We start from the raw sequence: 21,455 nt of genomic DNA, 5'->3' as shown, positions 1-21,455 counted from the left end.
GTTGGCGTTTTTTTTGCCATGAAATACGGTCAAAAATGTGGGAGCGGGCTTGCTCGCGAATGCGGTGCATCAGTCAGTACATCGGGTGACTGACACTGCGCATTCGCGAGCAAGCCCGCTCCCACATTTGTATCTCCAGTGTTTCTGAATTTTGTGCTCAGAACGCAAACGTTCCATCAAACACCGGCTTGTCATCCAGCGCCAACACGCCGCTGGCAAAGATCAAATCCAGGTGATGACTGCCTTTCTGCCCGCCGCCCAAGCCCAGGTGCAAGCCGCAATGGCGCTCCTCGAACCCGGCATTGCGCGCGTACAAATCCTTGACCCCTTCATTGGTGCCAATCCCCAGCTCTTCCACGCGACGGTTAGACGGGTTGGCATTCAAGTACTTGTTGAAATCGTCCGCCAAGCCCGGCACATCGCTGGCCACGCTGCAAATCGTCGAGTTCTCGATCCACAGCTCCAGCGGTGATTGCAGTACGCCGTATTTGCGCGCAAACGGGATGGTGCTCAGAAACGTGCCGACAAACCGCACCTGGCCGTTGATGGCCTCGCTGTGCGTGGCGATCTCGCCCGGCGCCAGGTCATGGTTGCCGACGCCATTGATATTGGTCCACTTCTTGATGCTGCTCATCGGCGCTTCCAGGCGCGAGCCGTGTTTGTCGGTAAAGCTCAGCACGTTGGCCTGGGACATGCGTCGGATCAGCGTGGCGTTGAGGTCGGCAATGCGTTGCGGCTCGACGCTGAAGGTGTCGTAGAAATAGTCGCCGTAATCCTTGAACAGCAGGGATTTCTTCCAGTGCTCGGCCATCACCTCCTGCAGGGCGCGGATAAAGTCCGGGCCTTCGGCGCGTGGGTTGGGCAGGGTCGAGGAATCGTAGAGAAACAGGTACAGGTCACAGGTTTCGATGGCCTGGGCCAGGGTGTCGCTGGCGGCCAGGTCCAGGCGCTGCAACTGGAAATTGAATCGGGCGGCGCTGCCGTGGGTGATCGCCTGGGCAATGGCGTCATAGCGCTCGGTGTGGCCCAGCAGCACGGTTGGGCGGCTCAGGCCATCGAGGGCCGGGTGATGCGCAAGGTAGTAGAGAAAGTGTTCGACGGCGCGGGCCTTGTCCATGACGTGTGTCCTTCTGTGCCTGGGGTAAGGGGGCAGGTGCCGTGCACAACACCTGCCGGTTGCCTGCCGGGTATTAGAAAGGCCACATCGCGGTGCCAAAGGGCACAACGGCATCAGCTTGCATCATTTCAACGGCGGCCTCATGGGTCGGCGCTTCAAACCAATCGTCGAGTTGCAGTTCGGTTTCCAGGTCGTTTTCCAGTGCTTGCATGGTGTATCTCCTAGAGGACGTTGTTTGAGAACGGCTTGCCAACGGGCTTCGCTGGCAAGTGAAAGAACCTAGGAGAGTGTGTTTCAGAATGCAAAATATTTATTGACACGGTCTCATTTGGATTTTTTCTTCTGTTTTTTAGCGGCGGTTTTTTATTCAGAAAAAACAACGGACTGGCGAAGCTAATTTGTAGGATTTGTCATACTGACATTTTTCCGTTTTCTTACGGATCAAGCGCGGCTGTAACGCTTATTTTCCGGGCTGTAACGATTAATTTACGATAAACACGCGCGCTCATTGAGCACCCTGGTGCTGTAAGGAATGCCTGACAGATTGTCACAGGCGCGCCCCGAGGGCGGCCCGAAGCTGTCGAGCGGTGTACAATGCGCCGCGTTTTACTGTGACTCCCTTGCGTACCTACGCAAAAGGCCAAGACCTCAGGGTTTATCCACCCTGATCACTCCGCCTGGCCACGAGCCGGACGGGTTCGATTTCGTCACAGATAAAAACAAACAGGTGACGCATGACCGTTAGAAAGACGCTGTACTCCTGGTGCCTGCGCTGGGGTTTGAGCGGCGCTGCTTGAGTCGAGATTCAAGGCAGCAACGTGCATTCAACATCATCAAACCTTGCGTGAGACCCTTTTCATGAGTGGACCCCATTCCTCTTCAGGCGAGCTGAAACGCGGCCTGAAAAATCGGCATATCCAGTTGATCGCCCTCGGTGGCGCCATCGGCACCGGCCTGTTCCTGGGCTCGGCCGGGGTGCTTAAATCAGCCGGGCCGTCGATGATCCTGGGCTACGCCATCTGCGGCTTTATCGCCTTCATGATCATGCGCCAGCTCGGCGAGATGATCGTCGAAGAGCCGGTCGCCGGCTCCTTCAGCCACTTTGCCCATAAGTACTGGGGCGGTTTCGCCGGCTTCCTGTCGGGCTGGAACTGCTGGATTCTGTACATTCTGGTGGGCATGTCGGAGCTGACGGCGGTCGGCAAATACGTGCACTACTGGTGGCCGGAGATCCCGACCTGGGTCTCGGCGGCAGCGTTCTTCGTGCTGATCAATATGATCAACCTGGCCAACGTCAAAGTCTTCGGCGAGGCCGAGTTCTGGTTTGCCATCATCAAGGTAGTGGCCATCGTCGGCATGATCGCCCTGGGCAGCTACCTGCTGGTCAGCGGCAGTGGCGGGCCGCAAGCCTCGGTGAGCAACCTGTGGGACCACGGCGGTTTCTTCCCGCATGGCGTCAGCGGTTTGGTGATGGCCATGGCGATCATCATGTTCTCGTTCGGCGGCCTGGAGATGCTCGGTTTTACCGCAGCCGAAGCTGACCAGCCGCGAACCGTGATCCCAAAAGCGATCAATCAGGTGATCTACCGCATCCTGATTTTCTACATCGGCGCGCTGGTGGTGCTGTTGTCGCTGACACCGTGGGACAGCCTGCTGGCAACCCTCAATGCGTCCGGCGATGCCTACAGCGGCAGCCCGTTCGTGCAGGTGTTTTCGATGCTGGGCAGCAACACTGCCGCGCACATCCTTAACTTTGTGGTGCTGACCGCAGCGCTGTCGGTGTACAACAGCGGCACCTACTGCAACAGCCGCATGCTGCTGGGTATGGCCGAGCAGGGCGATGCGCCCAAAGCCCTGGCGAAGATCGACAAGCGTGGCGTACCGGTGCGTTCGATCCTCGCGTCGGCGGCGGTCACCCTGGTGGCGGTGCTGATGAATTACCTGATCCCGCAACACGCGCTCGAGCTGCTGATGTCGCTGGTCGTGGCCACGCTGGTGATCAACTGGGCGATGATCAGCTTCTCGCACGTAAAATTCCGCCAGCACATGGACCGCACCGGCCAGGTGCCGCTGTTCAAAGCGCTGTGGTACCCGTACGGCAACTACGTTTGCCTGGCGTTCGTGGCGTTTATCCTGGTGATCATGCTGATGATTCCGGGCATTCAGGTCTCGGTGTACGCGATTCCGGTATGGGTGGCGTTCATGGGGCTGTGCTACTGGATCAAGAACAAGCGCAGCGCTGAAGCGGCGTTGACCACGGCGAGTGCGGCGTTGAAGTAAGCCGTGTTGCCTCAACAGAAAACCCGGCGCCTTGCCGGGTTTTTTGTCGGCGCCGACAGGGTAGACTCGCGCCTTCTTTTTCATCGACCCTTGCCCGGAGGCTTCATGCAGCACATCGATATCGACGGCGGCAGCTTGCAGCGCGATGAGGTGCAAGACCTGATCGACCAGCACCGCGGGCCGTTGCGCTTGATGGGCGTCGATTTGAGCGGGGCAGACCTGTCGCGGATGGTGCTGGAGCATTGGGTGTTCGAGCGCTGCACACTGGCGCAAACCTCTTTTCTCGGTGCGCGCCTGGAAGGCACGCAGTGGAAAAGTTGCCGGGCCGGGCACGCCGTGTTCGAGGCGGCCAACCTGCTCGAGGCGCAATTGATCAGCTGCGACCTGAACAACACCCGTTGGCAGCGCAGCAAGTTATCCCAAGCCAATTTCACGCAGTGCAAACTGACGGGCGCCAACTTCACCCATTGCGCGTCCCTGGGCCTGAGCTTCAGCGAAACCTTGCTCAACAGCGCGTTCTTGTCCGGCCTGTCGTTTGCCCGAACCGTGCTCAATAATCTGGATTTTTCCGACAGCGACTTGTCGGATGCAGACTTTCGCAAGGCCGAACTGATCGACTGCAGCCTCGCCCACGCCCGCATCAACGGTGCCAATTTTGCCGGCGCTGACTTGCGGGGCGCGGATTTGAGCGGCTTTCGCCTCAATGATGCCAAACTGTTCAAAGGCGCCGTGATTTCCAAAGCCCAGGCGTCGATGTTGTTATCCGAATTGGGCTTGTCCGTTGCCTAAGGTTTTTGAGTGATGCTGGTAATTTCCAACAACGTGCACCTGCCCGATGCCGAGATCGAGCTGACCGCCATCCGCGCCCAGGGCGCCGGTGGGCAGAACGTCAATAAGGTATCGAGCGCGGTGCACCTGCGGTTTGATATTCCGGCGTCGTCGTTGCCGGACTTTTACAAGGAACGGCTGCTGGCGCTGCGCGACAGCCGTATCACCAGTGAAGGCGTGCTGGTGCTCAAGGCCCAGCAATACCGGACCCAGGAACAGAATCGCGCGGATGCGCTGGAGCGCCTGGTGGAGTTGATCCTCAGCGCCACCAAGGTCGAGAAGAAGCGCCGCCCGACCAAGCCCACCCTGGGCTCGAAGAAGCGCCGCCTGGAATCCAAGACCAAGCGCGGCAGCATCAAGGCCGGGCGCGGCAAGGTCGACTTTTAAGCGTCGCGCGCTTCGCGGGCCTTGGGCGCTTGCCGATACAGGTACAGGCTCAGCAGCAAGCCACCTGCGGCGGCGAGCGCGGCGAACAGAAAGATTGAGGCAAAGCCGAAACCCGCCGCCACCGCACCCGCCAACGGGCCGGTGATGCCCAACGACAAGTCGATAAACAGCGAATAAGCCCCCACTGCCGAGCCCCGGCTGGAGGCTGGCACCAGGTTGACCGCCTCCACCCCCAACGCCGGAAACACCAGGGAAAAGCCGAACCCGCTCAACGCCGCACCGGCCAGGGCGAGGTGGGCGTCAGGGGCCAGCCACAGCAACAGCAACCCGAGGATTTCCACGGACAGGCAAGCAATCGCCACGCGAAAGCCGCCGATCCGGTTGATCAAATTGCCGAACAGCAGGCGCGCGCCGATGAAGCTGGCGCCGAACAGGCTCAGTGCCCACACGGCGTTGTCCCAGTGCTGGGTGGTGTAATACAGGGTGATAAAGGTGGCGATGGTGCCAAAGCCGATCGAGCCCAGGGCCAACGCGCAGCCGTGGGGCAGCACGCGGCCCAGCACGTTCATGAACGGCAGGCGCACACCGGCCACAATCGGCGCTGCGACTTTATTCCAGGCCAGAAACACGCCGAGCACCGCCAGCAGAATGATGCTGACGCCCATGCTCCACAATCCGAAATGGCTCACCAGCACCACCCCAAGCGGTGCGCCGACGGCCAGTGCGCCGTAACTGGCGATGCCGTTCCATGAAATGACTTTGGCGGTATTGGCCGCGCCGACCCGGCCAATGCCCCAGCCGATGGCGCCCGAACCCACCAGGCTTTCGGCGCTGCCGAGCACCAGTCGGCCGATGAGCAGGCTGATCAGGCTGACAGCCGGCAGGCTCGAAAACCACGCGGCAAGCAACATGAATACGCCACTCAGGCCGCAGCCCACCAGGCCGATCAACACCGCGCGCTTGCTGCCCAGGTTGTCGATGATTTTGCCGGCATACGGGCGGCTCAGCAGCGTGGCCAGGTACTGCACGCTGATCACCAGGCCGGCAATCACCGCGCCGTAGCCCAGTTCACTGTGGACATAGCCTGGCAACACGGCCAGGGGAATGCCGATATTGAGGTAACCGATAAAGGTAAACAGCACGATGGAAACGACTTGCAGCGTGACCGCCATGGGGCGCTGGGTATCTGGCATGGGAGAGGTCCACTGTCGCAGCAGGTAAAGATAGGCTGCTAATGATACCGGCGCTGACGCCTCGCGGGGCGGCAAAACGCAAAAACTTCAGATTACCGACAGATCAGGGTTTGGCAGGCGTCAGCATTTGCGTGGTCACCAGGGCGGCCAGGGCGTTTTCCTGGGTGCCGAAGCGCTCGAGCAGTAGCGCCTGTTTTTCAGGGCTGAGGCGGTGCCACACGTCGATCATTTGCAGCGCTGCGTCGAGTACAGCGGCGTCGGGGGTGTCGGGGAGGGTATCAGTCATGGCGGGCATCTCGGGTGATTCAGGCAGTGTGGAAAGCGCTCAAAGGTGCGCTTTCCACACGGTCTGGTACGGCGTCAGTCCTGGCTTTTGCTGTCGACTGGTTGTGCTTCTTTGGTCTCAGGCTGTTTGTCGCTGGCTTGCTGCGGTGTTGGCTGCTCTGTTGGGTGCAGGCTTGGGAAGGGGAGATTAGGTATCTCGTGCATCGTCGTCGCTCCTCGCAAGGTCTGTTTAATCAATCGCAGTGTGATTGCGCGCTCTCAAAAAGCCTTGGCAGGATACAGCACTGAAAATGACAAAAAGAATTTTATGTCGACGTATGTACGAATTTTCATTCTTTAGGCAAGTGACAAGAGGTCACACCTCTAAGGACGCCCCTTAAAAGGCGCCCTGTTCAAAAAGGGACTTTGCCCAAGATCATGTCGCGGTACATCACAAAGTCGCCCAAGAGGCTGTAGAGCGGGTGTTGGAAGGTCGCCGGGCGGTTCTTTTCGAAGAAGAAGTGGCCGATCCAGGCGAAGCTGTAACCGGCGATGGGCAACGCCAGCAGCAGCCCCATCGAACCTTTGCCGATGGCGTACGCCAGGATGCCAATCACCAGCGTGGTGCCGATGAAGTGCAAGCGCCGGCATGTGCTGTTGCCGTGTTCACTCAGGTAGTAAGGATAGAACTCGGCGAAGCTATTGAATTGTTTGACGTTTTCCACGTTGGCCGGCCCTTGGGTGGTTGTACCGCCTTACAGATGTTCGGCGGGGAGCTTATTTGAGTCTAGAGTGATCAGTGGTAACAGCCAGTGACAATAGATGCCACTTTAGTATCCTTGGCTTCCTGGCTGCCGTTAAGCCTGCTTTTTTAAGAAGACGCCATGAGCGAACGAACAACTTCTGCAAGCTGGGCGATGGGGATAGTCAAGGCGTTGGAAATGGACGGCCTGGACTGCCGAGTGCTGTTCAAGCAGTTGGGCCTGGACTACGCCGCCCTCAGTGACCCTGACGCGCGTTTCCCTCAGGACTCGATGACGCGGCTGTGGCAACGGGCAGTTGAGCTGTCGGGCAACCCGGCGATCGGCCTGAACATGGGCAAGGTTGTTCGCCCGGCGTCGTTTCATGTGGCCGGTTATGCGCTGATGTCCAGCAACACGTTGGCCGAGGGCTTTATGCGCCTGGTGCGTTATCAGCGCATCATCGCCGAAAGTGCCGACTTGAGCTTCCGACTCTTACCTGAAGGCTATGCGCTGATTCTGACGGTGCACGGCGACCACTTGCCACCGACTCGCCAGAGCGCCGAAGCCTCGCTGGCCAGTGCTTTGGCATTGTGCGGCTGGCTGACCGGCCGCACCTTGCAACCGCGCAAAGTGCTGCTGCAAGGCGATCAGCCGGCGGACCTGACGCCTTACAAACAAGCCTTCCATGCACCCCTGGAATTCAACGCACCCTATGACGCGCTGATTTTTGAGCAGGCCGACATGGATGCGCCGTTGCCCACGGCGAACGAAGCCATGGCGTTGCTGCATGATCGGTTTGCCGGTGAATACCTCGCGCGTTTTTCCGAGAGCCGCGTGACCCACAAGGCGCGGCAAGTGCTGTGCCGTCTGCTGCCCCAGGGCGAACCCAAACGCGAAGTGGTCGCCCAGACCTTGCACCTGTCCCAGCGCACCTTGCAGCGGCGCTTGCAGGAGGAGGGCACCAGTTTCCAGACATTGCTCGACGACACCCGCCGCGAACTCGCCGAGCAGTACCTGGCGCAGCCGAGCATGACCCTGCTGGAAATTGCCTACCTGTTGGGGTTCGCCGACCCGAGCAATTTTTTCCGCGCGTTCCGCCGTTGGTTCGATGCCACGCCCGGCGAATACCGGGCGCGGTTGCTCGAGGCGTCGACGGTCAGTGCCGCCAAAACGCCGGAATGCACAGAACAAAGACTGTAATGATCTCCAGTCGGCCCAGCAGCATGCCGAACGACAGGATCCACTTGGCCGCATCCGGCAGGCTGGCGAAGTTACCGGCCGGGCCGATGGTTTCGCCCAGGCCCGGGCCCACGCCGGAAACGGTGCTGGCCGCGCCAGTCAATGCGGTCATCCAGTCCAGCCCCAGCAGCGACAGTGCCAGGGCAATGGCGCAGATGGTGATGGCGAAGAAGAACGAAAAGGTCAGGATCGAACGCACGATCTCTTCGTCGAGGCGGTGGCCGTTGTACTTCTGCTTGATCACCGCGCGCGGGTGAATCAGCTGGTTCAAGTTGGCCTTGAGCAGGATATAGGCAACCTGGAAGCGGAAGATCTTGATCCCGCCCGCCGTGGAGCCCGAGCAGCCGCCAACAAAGCCCAGGTAGAAGAACAGCATGAGTGAGAAGTTGCCCCAGATGCTGTAGTCCCCGAGTGCAAAACCGGTCGTCGTCACCACCGACGTGACGTTCACCGCCACGTGGCGCAGCGCATCGAACCACGGCAGGTCGGTGGTCCACCAGTACCAGGTGCCCAGTACCAGCCAGGTCACCAGCAGCAACCCGAGCAAGCCTTGCACCTGTTGATCCTTGATCAGCGCCCGACGGTTGCCGCGCAAGGTGGCGACATACAGGGTGAAGGGCAAGCTGCCGAGGATCATCACCACCACGGCGACCCAGTGCACCGCCGGTTGTTTCCAGTGGGCCAGGGACTCATCGGAGGTGGAAAACCCGCCGGTGGAAATAGCCGACATCGCGTGGTTGATCGCATCGAACAAGCCCATCCCGGCCCACCAGAACGCCAGGCTGCCGAGGATGGTGATGCCCACATACGCGGCCACAATCAGGCGCGCCACCATGTGCGAGCGCGGCATGACTTTTTCCGAGCGATCCGAGGACTCGGTCTGGAACAGGCGCATGCCACCAATGCGCAGCAGTGGCAGGATCGCCACCGCCATGCCGATAAAGCCGATGCCGCCCAGCCAGTGCAGCAGCGAGCGCCACATCAGGATGCCCGGTGACATGCTGTCCAGCCCGCTCAAGACGGTGGAGCCGGTGGCGGTAATGCCCGACATGCTTTCGAAAAAGGAGTCGGAGTAGCTGATGTGCTGGGTCAGTAAAAACGGCAGCGCGGCGAACACGCAGACCACCAGCCAACTGCTGACGGTCAGCAGGTACATGTCTCGGGGGCGCAGGTGCACGTGTTCGGGGCGGCCAGGAATGACCAGCGCCAGACCTGCGAGAAAGGTGATCAGGCTGGCCCACAGAAACGAGGGCAGGTCGCTGGTGCGTTCGAAAATCACCAGGGTGGCCATCGGAATGACCATGGCGATCGCGAGGGTGATCAGGAAGATGCCGATGATGAAACCGATGATGCGTAGGGTCGGCAACGCCATGAAGAAAGCTCGGGTGTTGGGAGAGTGGCGCCATTCTACCCGCGGTGCAGGGCTTGTAAACCGGGGCTTGGGAGCGACGTCGATCAAATGTGGGGTTTGTGGTGGTCATCGGGCTCCATATAGGCGGGCATAAAAAAGGCGACCCGAAGGTCGCCTCATTCAACGCGGCACGGATCAGAACTCGTGGTCAGCGTTATCCGGGTTCAAGTCGCTGATACCCAGCTTGCCCGCCGCCGCTTCAATCGAACCGGTCTGCTTGACCAGCGCGGCGATGGCGTCACGCACGATCTGGTTGCCTGCGTCGTTACCCGCGGCGATCAGTTGGTCGTAGTGCTCGCCCTTGTTGGCGTGGTCAACCATGACCTGGATCTTCGCTTCGGTCGACGCCAGGTCAGCCTTCAGCGTGGTGTCGGCGGCCGGATCAGCTTTGGCCACCAGGGACGACAAGCTCGGCCCCGTCATCTTGGTGCCGTCAGTGCGGGTGTACTCGCCCAGGTAAACGTTACGAATACCCTTGGCATCGTAGAAGTGCGAGTTGTGGGTGTTGTCGCTGAAGCAGTCCTGCTCGTCTTCCGGCGAGTTGGCTTCCAGGGACACCTTCATGCGCTCACCGGCCAGCTCGCCGAGGGACAGGCTGCCCATGCCGAACAACATTTTGCGCAGGCCGTCGGTGGCCGGTTCGGCCTCCAGGGTGGCGCGGTAGTTGTCTTCGACGTTGGGTTTCCAGTTGCCGACCATTTCTTCCAGGTCGCTGACCAGCAGCTGAGTCACCGCGCGCAGGTAGGTGCGACGACGCTCGTTGTTGCCGCCGGTGGCACCGTCACCGGTCATGTAGTCCGACGCAGGGCGGTTGCCCGCGCCTGGGCCGGTGCCGTTGAGGTCCTGGCCCCACAGCAGGAACTCGATGGCGTGGTAGCCGGTGGCGACGTTGGCCTCGGAACCGCCCAGCTCATTGAGGCTGGCGAGTTTTTCCGGGGTGATTTCTTTCACGTCGACCTTGTCTTCGCCCACTTGGATCTCGGTGTTGGCGATGATGTTGGCGTTGGCGCCTGGGTTACCCAGGGCGTGTTCGTAGGATTTGTCGACATAGTCGATCAGGCCTTCGTCCAGCGGCCAGGCGTTAACTTGGCCTTCCCAGTCGTCGATGATGGTGTTGCCGAAGCGGAACACTTCGCTCTGCAGGTACGGCACGCGCGAGGCGATCCAGGCGGTACGGGCCGCTTTGAGGGTGTCGTCGTTCGGATTGGCGAGGAAGGTGTCGATTGCGGTTTGCAGGGTTTTTGCGGTGGATTCGGCATCGCTGTACACCGCGAACACCATGTCAGCGTAATGCGCGACCACGGCCTTGGCGGCCGCTTCGTCGACCTGGCCTGCTGGGGTGGCAGCCGCTGGAGCGGTGGTGCTGGCAGCCGGGGTCGGCGCTTGGGGCGCGGCGGCCTTGTCTTTACCTTCGCCGCAACCGGCGAGAGAAATGGCAATGGCCAGCAGACTGGCGGTGGCCAGGGGCATACGAATCATGGCGAACATCCTGCTTCGGTTGTTGATAGGGCGCGCGGAGGAGCGCAAAAACTGCGACATAATGCGAAAGATTTGCATTTTGTGTAAAGGTTTATACGAGGGAAATATTTAGTATTGTTTTGAGCGATCAGAGAATCGCCGCGTTGTTGCGCTCGGACTGTTTCAGATACGCCGCCAACTCCCGCGCTGGCAGCGGTTTGCTGTAGTGATAGCCCTGGCCCTCGTGGCAGCCCTCGGAAATGATGTAGGCCTCTTGCTTGGCGGTTTCCACGCCTTCGGCGATCACCTGCATGCCCAGGCTTTTGCCCAGTTGGATAATGGCGCGCACGATGGTTGCGTCGTCGTCGTCATCGAGCAGGTCCTGGACGAAGCTCTTGTCGATCTTGATCTTGTCCAGTGGCAGGCTTTTCAGGTAGCTGAGGGACGAATAGCCGGTGCCGAAGTCATCAATCGCAATCAGCGCCCCGGAACGGCGCAGGCTCAGCAAGTGCTGGGCGGCGGTGCTGATGTCTTCCATCAGGCCGGTCTCGGTCACTTCCAGTTCAAGGCTGCGCGGCGGCAGGCGGTAAATCTGCATCAGGTTGTTGACCACCCGCGGCAGCTCGGTGTGGTGCAACTGCACGGTGGACAGGTTGACCGCCATGCGCAGGGTGGTGAAGCCCAGGTCATGCCATTCGCGCAATTGCCGGCAGGCCTGGTCGAGTACCCATTCGCCAATCGGAATAATGGTGCCGTTCTGTTCGGCCAACGGGATGAACAAATCGGGCGGCACCAGGCCGTGTTCCGGATGCTGCCAGCGGATCAAGGCTTCCACGCCCACCACGCGGTGGTCGCGGTAGCTGATCTGCGGTTGGTAGACCAGGTGAAACTGGTCGCGGCTGAGGGCGTCGCGCAGGTCTTTTTCCAGCTCGCGGCGTCGGCGCATTTCACTGTCGACGCTGGCGATATAGAACTGATAGCGGTTGCGCGAGCGGCTCTTGGCCAGGGTCATGGTCTGTTCGGCTTTTTGCAGCAGCTTCTCGGTGCTGTCGCCGTCTTCCGGGAACAACGTGATGCCGATGGTCGCACGCAGGCGAATCTGCTCATGCTCGAGGGCAAATTCGGCTTCCAGGTCATCCAGGATGCTTTGTGCCAGTTCGGCGGCTTCGTAAGGTTGGTCGATATCCGCCTGCACCAGCGCGAACTGATCGCCGCCCAGCCGGGCCAGGGCGCCGAGGCGGCCGCTGTGGGCGCGCAAGCGATCGGCCAGGGCCAGCAGCAGTTTGTCGCCGGCCTGATAAGTGAACTGTTCGTTGACGCTTTTGAAGTCATCCAGGCCTACGCACAACACCGCAACGCGGCGCTGTCGGCGGCCGGCGTCGATCAGGATCTTGTCCAGTTGCTCCTGCAATTTCTGGCGATTGGGCAGGCCGGTGAGGAAGTCGTACTGGGCCATGCGCAGCAGGCTCGATTCTGCCTCGTGCCGCAGGTGGGTATTGCGTTCGATGGATTCGAGCAACTGGTTGGCGGTGTTGATCCACAGCCCCAGCTCGTTGCGTTCATGGCCTTTGATTTGGGGGATCTTGTGTTCGCTGGGCCGGTCCGGGTTGATCGACGTCAGGTGCTCGATAATCCGTGACAACGGCTTGGTCAGCAGCCAGTGATAGACCAGGTACAGCACCAGCCCCATGGCCAGGGCGCGCAGTACGCCGGAAATAAAGATGATCACCGAGCTGACCAGAAAACCTTTGCCATAGGTGGCCGTGTCCAGGGTGATGCTCAAGTCACCGTAATACTCGCTGTAGGGGCCTTTGCCGACCAATGATGTGGTAAAGGTGCGCTCCTGGCCAAGAATCAGGTCGGTCAGCCAGCGGGTGGGCGATTGCTGTAATGCGCGGCTTTTTTCGGCGAGCATGGTTTCGTTGGGATGACCGATGGAGGCCATGCGCACGGCATCGTCCTGAAACAGGCCTTCGATCACCTGCATGCCCATCTCGCGGTCCAGGCTGTAGACCGCCTGCGTCGAGGGGTCGCGAAACATGTCGAGGATGCGCTGGGCATCGCCGGCCACGGCCTGGCGCGTCTTGTAGGCATCGAAAACGATCTGCGCCACGCTCAGCGCAACGCCCACGATCAATGCCGACAGCAGCACCACCCGTAGCAACTTCACCGACAAGCTGTTTTTGAGTTCCAGCTTCAAAGGGGCATTCCTTGTTCCATGCGGGTGGCCTCAATATGCCATGAGTATTGGCAATCTCGTGATGGCAGTCAAAGGAACATTAGGGCATCGGCAGGTTTGACAAGGAACTTAAGAGGGGCGCTGGGGCGAGGCGGACATGGATCCGCCTGCCTTGAGCAATTCCCGCGGGCGCAGCGGATGCGCTGGGAACTGACGCTTTTTTACGCGACGTTGATGTTGACGGTGCTGGTGGTGGATTCGCTGTTCGAAAAATTCACACGTTCCTTGTTATGCATGGCTTCATGCGCAATCTTGTTTTGATCACCTTCACCTTGCTTGTTGCCAGATTGCGACTGAGCCATTTGACCGGCCGCTTTAGCGAGCTCGGTCACAGCCTTGAGACCCTCTTGGGCCAAACCGGCAACCATAGGGAGCATGGATGTTATTGCGCCGATGGTCATAGTAATTTCTCCGACAGGTACGAGAGGCGAATTCCTCACACTGTCTACGTGGCAAGATCTGCGCACCGAGTTCCAGCCACCAGAGCACAATTCGCTGCCCATAAAAAAGCCCGGCACTATGGCCGGGCTCTCTTTACCGCAAGCGTTGCTTAGGCAGTGAAGGTCTTGCCTTCGAACTGCTCAGCCACGAACTTCCAGTTGACCAGGTTCCAGAACGCTTCCACATACTTTGGACGCACGTTGCGGTAGTCGATGTAGTAAGCGTGTTCCCAGACGTCGCAGGTCAGCAGCGGGGTGTCGCCGCTGGTCAGCGGGTTGCCGGCGCCGATGGTGCTGGCCAGAGCCAGGGAACCGTCAGCCTTTTTCACCAGCCAGCCCCAACCGGAACCGAAGGTGCCGACGGACGTCTTGGTGAACTCTTCTTTGAACTTGTCGAACGAACCGAAAGCGGCGTTGATAGCCTCAGCCAGTGCGCCGGTGGGTTGGCCGCCGGCGTTTGGCGCCAGGCAGTTCCAGTAGAAAGTGTGGTTCCAGACCTGAGCGGCGTTGTTGAAGATGCCGCCCGAAGAAGACTTGACGATTTCTTCCAGGGTCTTGCCTTCGAACTCGGTGCCTGGCACCAGGTTGTTCAGGTTCACGACATAGGTGTTGTGGTGCTTGTCGTGGTGGTATTCCAAGGTTTCCTTGGAAATGTGCGGCTGCAGGGCATCGTGTGCGTAGGGCAGCGGCGGCAATTCGAAAGCCATGATGATTCTCCTAATCAGGTCAGTTGCGGTGAGCGCAAGGCCGATCACGGGCGGCCAAACAAGCGCCGGGGAGTTTGTACTCTTTGCGGCGCAGGGTCCGGATCATAGCACCGGGGGTGCAGCAAAACCACGCAACAACTGTGTGGGATAGAGGTTCCAGAGCGTTTTGGAATATTCATCAAGCACTGATCAGTTGATACGCCACGCTGAACATCATCGCTGCCACCAGAAAGTCCAACAGCCGCCACGTAGCGGGGCGCGCGAGCCAGGGTGCCAGCCACGCAGCGCCCAATGCCAGTGTGGCAAACCACAGGAATGACGCGCTGGCGGCACCGGCTACGTAGGCGCCGGGTTCAGTTTGTTGAGCGCCCAATGAGCCAATCAACAGCACGGTGTCCAGGTACACATGCGGGTTGAGCAGGGTCACCGCCAGGGCGCTGAGCAGCACCGCGCGCAGCGAACGCACCTTGAGGTTTTCGCCCTGTTGCAGGCTTTGCCTGGAACAGGCCCGGCGCAACGCCAGGGTGCCGTACCACAGCAGGAAGGCCGCACCACCCCAGCGGGCGATTGCCAGCAGCAGCGGGTTCTGCGCCAGCACCGTGGCCAGGCCGAATACCCCGGCTGCTACAAGTATTGCGTCGCACACGATGCACAGCGCAGCTACTGGCAAGTGGTGTTCACGGCGCAGGCTTTGCGCCAGCACAAACGCATTCTGGGTGCCGATCGCCATGATCAGGCCGAGGGCCACAAGCAGCCCGTTCACATAGCTTTGCCACATAAGGGTTACTCCGCGTTTGCTGCCAAGTGGCGCAATACATCCATGGCCCGCTCAGCATCGCTGCGGCCGACAAACAGGTGGTCGTGGTAGTAACCGGCGATCACGTTGCAACTGATGCCGGCTTTGCCCAGCGCGCTGGCGAAGGCTGCGGTTAAACCCACGGCTTCCAGGGCGGAGTGCACGTTCAAGGTGATCCACGCAGCGACATAGTCAAACGCCAGCCCGGCGTGCTCTGCCTGTTGGCGCTCAAGGATCAGTGTCAGGCCTTCCTGTTCGCGAAAGCTGCCGATCACGTCGCACCCTTGCGGCACGCGCTGATCGGGCAGGGTGCAGAACACATAATCGCCTTCATTGAGGTGCGGGCTCATGCTGCGCAGCAGGGTTGCCAGGGCGGTTTCACCAGCCATGTGAGAATTCCTTGATAGAGAGAAGCAATGCTGGTCATTCTCGCGGGCTACGCTGTATAAGAAAAACCAATATTGCTGATCGCTCATTAGAGAAACTGATGTTCGACTATAAATTGCTGTCTGCATTGGCCGCGGTGGTGGAACAGGCCGGCTTTGAACGTGGCGCCCAGGTGTTGGGGTTGTCGCAGTCGGCGATCTCTCAACGCATCAAGTTGCTTGAGGCGCGTATCGGTCAGCCGGTGTTGGTGCGGGCCTCGCCGCCGACGCCCACCGACATCGGCCGGCGCCTGCTCAACCACGTGCAACAGGTGCGCTTGCTGGAGCGCGACCTGCAAAGCCAGGTGCCGGCGCTGGACGAGGAGGGCATGCCCGAGCGTTTGCGCATCGCGCTGAATGCCGACAGCCTCGCCACCTGGTGGGCCGAGGCGGTCAGCGACTTTTGCGCCGAGCAGCATTTGCTGCTGGACCTGGTGGTAGAAGACCAGACTGTTGGCCTCAAGCGCATGCGCGCCGGTGAAGTGGCGGCCTGTATTTGCGCCAGCGAGCGCCCCGTGGCTGGCGCGCGCAGCCTGTTGCTCGGTGCCATGCGTTATCGCGCGTTGGCGAGCCCTGCGTTTATTGCGCGGCATTTCCCTGAGGGCGTGCGTGCCGACCAGTTGGCGCGAACACCGGCGCTGGTGTTCGGCCCGGATGATTTCCTGCAACACCGTTACCTGGCTTCTCTGGGAGTCGATGGCGGTTTCGAGCACCATTTATGCCCTTCGTCCGAAGGCTTTATCCGTTTGACCGAAGCCGGCCTGGGCTGGGGGCTGGTGCCCGAATTACAGGTGCGCGAACAGCTGCAAACCGGCGTATTGGTCGAGTTGTTGCCAGATAAGCCCATCGACGTGCCGTTGTACTGGCATCATTGGCGCAGTGGCGGGCAACTGTTGGGCTTGTTGACCGACCATTTGGCCCAGGCATGTGGCCAATGGTTGGTGCCCTATCAGCAGTAACAAGCGTCAAGCTGCAAGCTGCAAGAGAAAAGCTTGCGGATCGTTTTTAACTTGTGGCTTGAAGCTTGACGCTGGCAGCTGCATCCGTAGGAGGCTACATGAAGATTCTGGTCACCGGCGCAAGCGGCTTCATCGGCGGGCGCTTCGCGCGGTTCGCTCTGGAGCAAGGCCTGGACGTACGGGTCAACGGGCGGCGCGCCGAAGGTGTGGAACACCTGGTACGGCGCGGTGCCGAGTTTATCCAGGGTGATTTGAATGATGCCGACCTGGTGCGCGATCTGTGCCGAGACGTCGAAGCCGTGGTGCATTGCGCCGGCGCCGTCGGGCTGTGGGGCAAGTATCAGGACTTCCATCAAGGCAATGTGCTGGTCACTGAAAACGTCGTCGAAGCCTGTCTCAAGCAGCGCGTCGGCCGGCTGGTGCACCTGTCGTCGCCGTCGATCTACTTTGACGGGCGTGATCACCTGGGGCTGACCGAAGAGCAAGTGCCGAAGCGCTTCAAGCACCCGTATGCCGCTACCAAATACCTGGCGGAACAGAAGGTGTTCGGTGCCCAGGAGTTCGGCCTGGAAGTGCTGGCCTTGCGCCCGCGCTTTGTCACGGGCGCCGGTGACATGAGCATTTTTCCGCGCCTGTTGAACATGCAGCGCAAGAACCGCCTGGCCATCGTCGGCGATGGCCTGAACAAGGTCGATTTCACCAGCGTGCACAACCTCAACGAAGCGTTGCTCAGCAGTTTGCTGGCGACCGGCTCGGCGCTGGGCAAGGCCTACAACATCAGCAATGGCGCGCCCGTGCCGGTGTGGGACGTGGTCAACTACGTGATGCGCCAGATGGACATGCCCCAGGTCACGCGTTATCGGTCTTACGGCTTGTCCTACAGCGTGGCCGCGTTGAACGAGGCATTCTGCGCGATGTGGCCGGGGCGTCCGGAGCCAGCGTTGTCGCGCTTGGGCATGCAGGTGATGAACAAAGATTTCACCCTCGACATCAGCCGCGCGAGGCATTATCTCGACTACGAGCCCAAGGTCAGCCTGTGGACCGCCCTCGACGAATTCTGCAGCTGGTGGAAAGCTCAAGATCCGGGGCTCAGGTAATTTCACAACCGGCAATACATCGGGAACCGAATGTGCGGTTCCGGGTCGATCAGTGCGGCGCGAACGCGGTTTATACTGCCGTCGCTCGGCTTTTCAGGTAGCCATCTCACCGATTCAGGGTTGATTCATGCGTAACGATGCTAAAGACGATTTCGACAACGTTCCCAGCCTGCGGGCTGACATCGGGGACGATGATGATTTCGAGCCGACACCCGCTACCTCCGTGCGCTCGCGCAATACGCCGGTGGTCAAGGTCAAGAGCGCCACGACCGGCCCGTTGTGGGCACTGGTAGGCGCGCTGCTGATCGCCTTTGCGGGCCTTGCCTGGTGGAGCTTTCAGCAGATCTCCCTGATGGGCCAGCAATTGGTTGCCACCCAAGAAAGCTTTGCGCGCATCAGTGAAGAAGCGGCGGGGCGTTTGCAGGACATTTCCGGCAAGGTGGTCGCCAGCGAAGCCAACGTGAACAACGGCAGCGAAGCGCTCAAGTTGCAAATCAAGCAGTTGGAAGCGCAGTTGCAGGAGCAAGGCAAGCAACAGGTCGGCGTTGCCGGCCAGGCGAGCGAGCTGGACCAGCGCCTGGCGCAAATGACCGCCAGCACGACCGACCTGGCTAACGCGAATGCCAAATTGCAGGGCCAGGTGCAGGCGTTGACCGACGCGGTGGCAACGCTCAAGGCGGCGCAAGGCGAAATCAAAGACCTGTCTGCCGACGTGGCCGCCCTGAAGAAACAGGGCAACCCAAGCGCGGCGATTGCGCGCCTGGAGCAGGACCTGGTGGTACTCAAAAGCGCTCAGGAAAACCAGCCCGCCAACAGCGATGCACCGACCAATAAAGAGTTCGACGTGTTCCGTATCCAGACCACGCGCAACATCACCACGTTGCAGAGCCAGGTGCAGAACCTGCAGCAACAGCTCAACGAACCGGCGAAAGTCAGGCCTCTAGGGGGGCAGTGATAGTCGGTGTGAGCCGGTTTCAAACGGTGGGAGCTGGCTTGCCTGCGATAGCGGTCTGTCGGCTCATGCTTTTGTAACGGGCTCAGTGTTCTCGCAGGCAAGCCATCCCCCACGATTAAAGGGGGTCAGCGTTAGGCACAGGGCGCTCGTCTGAATTGTCACCGCTTGGTGACACTTCCAATCCCCTTCGTTACTTGCCCTCATGTCACCCTTGTTTAGACTCCGGTCATCCCATAAAAAATAATAAGGGCTACCCATGACCATGCAACCACTGCCTGCCAGTAGTTGGCTGAACGCACCTGCCCATCACAGCTGGCTCGCCACCGAAGGGCAGCGCCTGCTGGCATTCGCCAAAGCCTCGCGCCTGCCTGACGGTTTTGGCAACCTCGACGATCAAGGCCAATTGCCCGCCGATGCCCACGCCGAAACCATGAACACCGCCCGCATGACCCACAGCTTTGCCATGGCCCACGCCATGGGCCTGCCCGGTTATGCCGAGCTGGTGGCGCACGGCGTCGCGGCCCTGAGTGGCCCATTGCGTGATAGCGAGCACGGCGGTTGGTTCGCCGCGCCCCAGGCCGTCGATGGCAACCGTGGCAAGGCCGCTTACCTGCATGCTTTCGTTGCCCTCGCGGCGAGTTCGGCGGTGGCAGTGGGCGCGCCCGGTGCGCAGAGTCTGTTGAACGACGCCGTGCACATCATCGACCAGTTCTTCTGGAGCGAGGAGGAGGGCGCCATGCTCGAATCCTTTGCTCAGGACTGGACCGGTGTGGAGGCTTATCGCGGCGCGAACAGCAACATGCACGCTACCGAAGCGTTTCTGGCGCTGGCCGATGTCACCGCAGACACGCGCTGGCTGGACCGCGCACTGCGCATTGTCGAGCGCGTTATTCACACCTGCGCCGCCGGCAACCAGTTCATGGTCATCGAGCATTTCGATGCCCAGTGGAAACCGCTGCTGGGCTATAACGAAGACAATCCCGCCGACGGCTTCCGCCCTTTTGGCATCACCCCCGGCCACGGTTTTGAGTGGGCGCGGCTGGTGCTGCACCTGGAGGCCGCCCGCCTGCAAGCCGGGCTGACGACCCCGGACTGGCTGGTCACCGATGCCAAGGGCTTGTTCGCCAGTGCCTGCGAATACGCCTGGGCCGTGGACGGTGCTCCCGGCATTGTCTACACGCTCGATTGGAACCACCGCCCGGTGGTGCGCGAGCGCCTGCACTGGACCCATGTCGAGGCCAGCGCCGCGGCCCAAGCGCTGCTCAAACGCACCGCAGAGCTGCATTACGAAACCTGGTATCGGCGGTTCTGGGAGTTTTGCGAAAATCACTTTATCGACCGTGTCCAGGGCAGCTGGCACCACGAGCTGAACCCGCACAACCAGCCCAGCAGCAAAATCTGGGGCGGCAAGCCGGATCTTTATCACGCCTGGCAAGCGGTGGTGCTGCCTGCGCTACCCTTGTCACCCAGCATGACCAGCGCTTTGGCACAGGGTTGCTATGTCACCAAGTGGTGACATTTGTACGTCCCTTTGTTACCTGCGCCTTGAAAATGCCTGTTTAAACTCCGTGCAGCGCAAGCTCTAGACTTGCATGCATAACAACAAGAAAAGGTACTCAGATGAACGCGATTAATCGCCTCGCCGTAGCTATTTCCATTGCCTCGTTGTTTCCCCTCAGTGCATTTGCCGCCGACTCGAAAGGGACGGTTGAAGTTGTGCATTGGTGGACCTCGGGCGGTGAAAAAGCGGCTGTAGATGTCCTGAAGGCCCAAGTTGAGAAAGACGGCTTCACCTGGAAAGACGGTGCTGTCGCAGGCGGCGGTGGTGCCACGGCCATGACCGTGCTGAAAAGCCGCGCAGTTGCCGGCAACCCGCCTGGCGTTGCCCAGATCAAAGGCCCTGACATCCAGGAATGGGCGTCCACTGGCTTGCTCGACACCGACGTGCTCAAAGACGTCGCCAAAGAAGAAAAGTGGGACTCCCTGCTCGACAAGAAAGTCTCCGATACCGTGAAGTACGAAGGTAACTACGTTGCCGTGCCGGTCAACATCCACCGCGTCAACTGGCTGTGGATCAACCCGGAAGTCTTCAAGAAAGCCGGTATCACCAAGAACCCGACCACCCTCGAAGAGTTCTACGCAGCCGGCGACAAGCTCAAAGCCGCAGGCTTCATTCCGCTTGCTCACGGTGGCCAGCCTTGGCAGGACAGCACCGTGTTCGAAGCGGTCGTACTGTCGGTGATGGGTGCCGATGGTTACAAAAAAGCCCTGGTCGACCTGGACAACGGCGCGCTCACCGGCCCTGAAATGGTCAAGGCCCTGACTGAGCTGAAGAAAGTCGCGACCTACATGGACGTCGACGGCAAAGGCCAGGACTGGAACCTGGAAGCAGGCAAGGTCATCAACGGCAAGGCCGGCATGCAGATCATGGGTGACTGGGCCAAGTCCGAGTGGACAGCCGCCAAGAAAGTCGCCGGCAAGGACTACGAGTGCGTAGCCTTCCCGGGCACCGACAAAGCCTTCACCTACAACATCGACTCCCTGGCGGTGTTCAAGCAGAAAGACAAAGGCACTGCTGCCGGTCAGCAGGACATTGCCAAAGTCGTGCTGGGTGAAAACTTCCAGAAAGTCTTCAGCATCAACAAAGGCTCGATCCCGGTGCGGACCGACATGCTCAACGAAATGGACAAGCTCGGTTTCGATTCCTGCGCCCAGACCGCTGCCAAGGACTTCCTGGCTGACGCCAAGACCGGCGGCCTGCAGCCAAGCATGGCGCACAACATGGCCACCACCCTGGCCGTGCAAGGTGCGTTCTTTGATGTCGTGACCAACTACATCAACGACCCGAAAGCCGACCCGGCCGACACCGCCAAGAAACTCGGCGCTGCGATCAAGTCTGCCAAGTAACGGTTAGCAA

21 protein-coding genes are annotated in these 21,455 nt (G+C 60.2%); 9 read left to right on the top strand and 12 right to left on the bottom strand.

Annotated features, from left to right (window positions below):
* Positions 1 to 157: 157 nt before the first annotated feature.
* Both AACW30_RS14680 and AACW30_RS14675 read right to left on the bottom strand, forming a co-directional pair.
* Positions 158 to 1,117 (bottom strand): leucyl aminopeptidase, encoded by a 960-nt coding sequence (locus AACW30_RS14680; RefSeq protein ID WP_200622977.1) that lies wholly within the window; start codon positions 1,115 to 1,117, stop codon positions 158 to 160.
* Between the two features lie 73 nt (positions 1,118 to 1,190).
* The gene (locus AACW30_RS14675) at positions 1,191 to 1,328 is read right to left on the bottom strand and encodes a hypothetical protein (protein WP_003175756.1); all 138 of its coding nucleotides are present in this window, start codon (positions 1,326 to 1,328) and stop codon (positions 1,191 to 1,193) included.
* Between the two features lie 647 nt (positions 1,329 to 1,975).
* Between AACW30_RS14675 and AACW30_RS14670 the strand changes: the two genes are divergently transcribed.
* The 3 genes from AACW30_RS14670 (at position 1,976) to arfB (ending at position 4,612) form a co-directional block, all read left to right on the top strand.
* Positions 1,976 to 3,397 (top strand): amino acid permease, encoded by a 1,422-nt coding sequence (locus tag AACW30_RS14670; protein ID WP_106578423.1) that lies wholly within the window; start codon positions 1,976 to 1,978, stop codon positions 3,395 to 3,397.
* A 105-nt stretch (positions 3,398 to 3,502) separates the two neighbouring features.
* Positions 3,503 to 4,186 (top strand): pentapeptide repeat-containing protein, encoded by a 684-nt coding sequence (locus tag AACW30_RS14665; RefSeq protein WP_106578424.1) that lies wholly within the window; start codon positions 3,503 to 3,505, stop codon positions 4,184 to 4,186.
* Between the two features lie 12 nt (positions 4,187 to 4,198).
* Positions 4,199 to 4,612 (top strand): alternative ribosome rescue aminoacyl-tRNA hydrolase ArfB, encoded by a 414-nt coding sequence (gene arfB, locus AACW30_RS14660; RefSeq protein WP_034109044.1) that lies wholly within the window; start codon positions 4,199 to 4,201, stop codon positions 4,610 to 4,612.
* On the opposite strand, the gene AACW30_RS14655 is transcribed toward arfB, so the two are convergent.
* The 3 genes from AACW30_RS14655 to AACW30_RS14645 all read right to left on the bottom strand — a co-directional run bounded on the left by AACW30_RS14655 (position 4,609) and on the right by AACW30_RS14645 (position 6,794).
* A complete protein-coding gene (locus AACW30_RS14655) occupies positions 4,609 to 5,805 on the bottom strand; it encodes an MFS transporter (RefSeq protein WP_106578425.1) in 1,197 nt (398 codons plus the stop codon). The genes arfB and AACW30_RS14655 overlap by 4 nt on opposite strands.
* Before the next feature lie 103 nt (positions 5,806 to 5,908).
* Complete coding sequence (locus AACW30_RS14650) at positions 5,909 to 6,091, bottom strand: hypothetical protein (RefSeq protein WP_169367492.1); 183 nt, start codon at positions 6,089 to 6,091, stop codon at positions 5,909 to 5,911.
* Positions 6,092 to 6,482: 391 nt separating this feature from the next.
* The gene (locus AACW30_RS14645) at positions 6,483 to 6,794 is read right to left on the bottom strand and encodes a DUF962 domain-containing protein (RefSeq protein WP_106578427.1); all 312 of its coding nucleotides are present in this window, start codon (positions 6,792 to 6,794) and stop codon (positions 6,483 to 6,485) included.
* 159 nt (positions 6,795 to 6,953) lie between these two features.
* On the opposite strand from AACW30_RS14645, the gene AACW30_RS14640 reads away from it, so the two are divergent.
* On the top strand, positions 6,954 to 8,012 hold the full coding sequence (locus AACW30_RS14640) for an AraC family transcriptional regulator (RefSeq protein ID WP_106578428.1): 1,059 nt from the start codon (positions 6,954 to 6,956) through the stop codon (positions 8,010 to 8,012).
* Here AACW30_RS14640 and AACW30_RS14635 read toward each other — a convergent pair.
* From AACW30_RS14635 to AACW30_RS14605, 7 genes are all read right to left on the bottom strand, one after another.
* Complete coding sequence (locus tag AACW30_RS14635; RefSeq protein ID WP_200622972.1) at positions 7,969 to 9,423, bottom strand: TrkH family potassium uptake protein; 1,455 nt, start codon at positions 9,421 to 9,423, stop codon at positions 7,969 to 7,971. The genes AACW30_RS14640 and AACW30_RS14635 overlap by 44 nt on opposite strands.
* 174 nt (positions 9,424 to 9,597) lie before the next feature.
* Positions 9,598 to 10,941, bottom strand: a complete 1,344-nt coding sequence (locus tag AACW30_RS14630; RefSeq protein ID WP_106578430.1) for an imelysin family protein — start codon at positions 10,939 to 10,941, stop codon at positions 9,598 to 9,600.
* 127 nt (positions 10,942 to 11,068) lie between these two features.
* Complete coding sequence (locus tag AACW30_RS14625) at positions 11,069 to 13,120, bottom strand: putative bifunctional diguanylate cyclase/phosphodiesterase (RefSeq protein ID WP_200622971.1); 2,052 nt, start codon at positions 13,118 to 13,120, stop codon at positions 11,069 to 11,071.
* A 200-nt stretch (positions 13,121 to 13,320) separates the two neighbouring features.
* Positions 13,321 to 13,560: a hypothetical protein gene (locus AACW30_RS14620; RefSeq protein WP_200622970.1), complete on the bottom strand. Its 240-nt coding sequence runs from the start codon at positions 13,558 to 13,560 to the stop codon at positions 13,321 to 13,323.
* 149 nt (positions 13,561 to 13,709) lie between these two features.
* Positions 13,710 to 14,306 (bottom strand): superoxide dismutase, encoded by a 597-nt coding sequence (locus AACW30_RS14615; RefSeq protein ID WP_003212997.1) that lies wholly within the window; start codon positions 14,304 to 14,306, stop codon positions 13,710 to 13,712.
* 178 nt (positions 14,307 to 14,484) lie between these two features.
* Positions 14,485 to 15,084 (bottom strand): LysE/ArgO family amino acid transporter, encoded by a 600-nt coding sequence (locus AACW30_RS14610; protein WP_119741464.1) that lies wholly within the window; start codon positions 15,082 to 15,084, stop codon positions 14,485 to 14,487.
* Between the two features lie 5 nt (positions 15,085 to 15,089).
* The gene (locus AACW30_RS14605; protein WP_200622969.1) at positions 15,090 to 15,491 is read right to left on the bottom strand and encodes an ACT domain-containing protein; all 402 of its coding nucleotides are present in this window, start codon (positions 15,489 to 15,491) and stop codon (positions 15,090 to 15,092) included.
* 98 nt (positions 15,492 to 15,589) lie between these two features.
* On the opposite strand from AACW30_RS14605, the gene AACW30_RS14600 reads away from it, so the two are divergent.
* The 5 genes from AACW30_RS14600 to AACW30_RS14580 all read left to right on the top strand — a co-directional run bounded on the left by AACW30_RS14600 (position 15,590) and on the right by AACW30_RS14580 (position 21,445).
* Positions 15,590 to 16,486 carry a LysR family transcriptional regulator ArgP gene (locus AACW30_RS14600; protein WP_200622968.1) on the top strand — a complete coding sequence of 299 codons (897 nt, stop codon included), beginning with the start codon at positions 15,590 to 15,592 and terminating at the stop codon, positions 16,484 to 16,486.
* A gap of 98 nt (positions 16,487 to 16,584) precedes the next feature.
* Complete coding sequence (locus AACW30_RS14595) at positions 16,585 to 17,583, top strand: NAD-dependent epimerase/dehydratase family protein (RefSeq protein WP_119741470.1); 999 nt, start codon at positions 16,585 to 16,587, stop codon at positions 17,581 to 17,583.
* 127 nt (positions 17,584 to 17,710) lie between these two features.
* Entirely contained in the window at positions 17,711 to 18,538 is an 828-nt protein-coding gene (locus AACW30_RS14590) for an ATPase (protein WP_124418339.1), read from the top strand.
* Positions 18,539 to 18,794: 256 nt separating this feature from the next.
* Positions 18,795 to 20,054, top strand: a complete 1,260-nt coding sequence (locus AACW30_RS14585; protein WP_200622966.1) for a D-mannose isomerase — start codon at positions 18,795 to 18,797, stop codon at positions 20,052 to 20,054.
* 104 nt (positions 20,055 to 20,158) lie between these two features.
* A complete protein-coding gene (locus tag AACW30_RS14580; RefSeq protein ID WP_106578439.1) occupies positions 20,159 to 21,445 on the top strand; it encodes an ABC transporter substrate-binding protein in 1,287 nt (428 codons plus the stop codon).
* Positions 21,446 to 21,455: the final 10 nt, after the last annotated feature.

It is taken from the genome of Pseudomonas sp. MF6747 (assembly GCF_963890955.1).
In the GTDB taxonomy this organism is placed as follows: Bacteria; Pseudomonadota; Gammaproteobacteria; order Pseudomonadales; family Pseudomonadaceae; genus Aquipseudomonas.
This window is presented reverse-complemented; position numbering and strand designations above follow the sequence as displayed.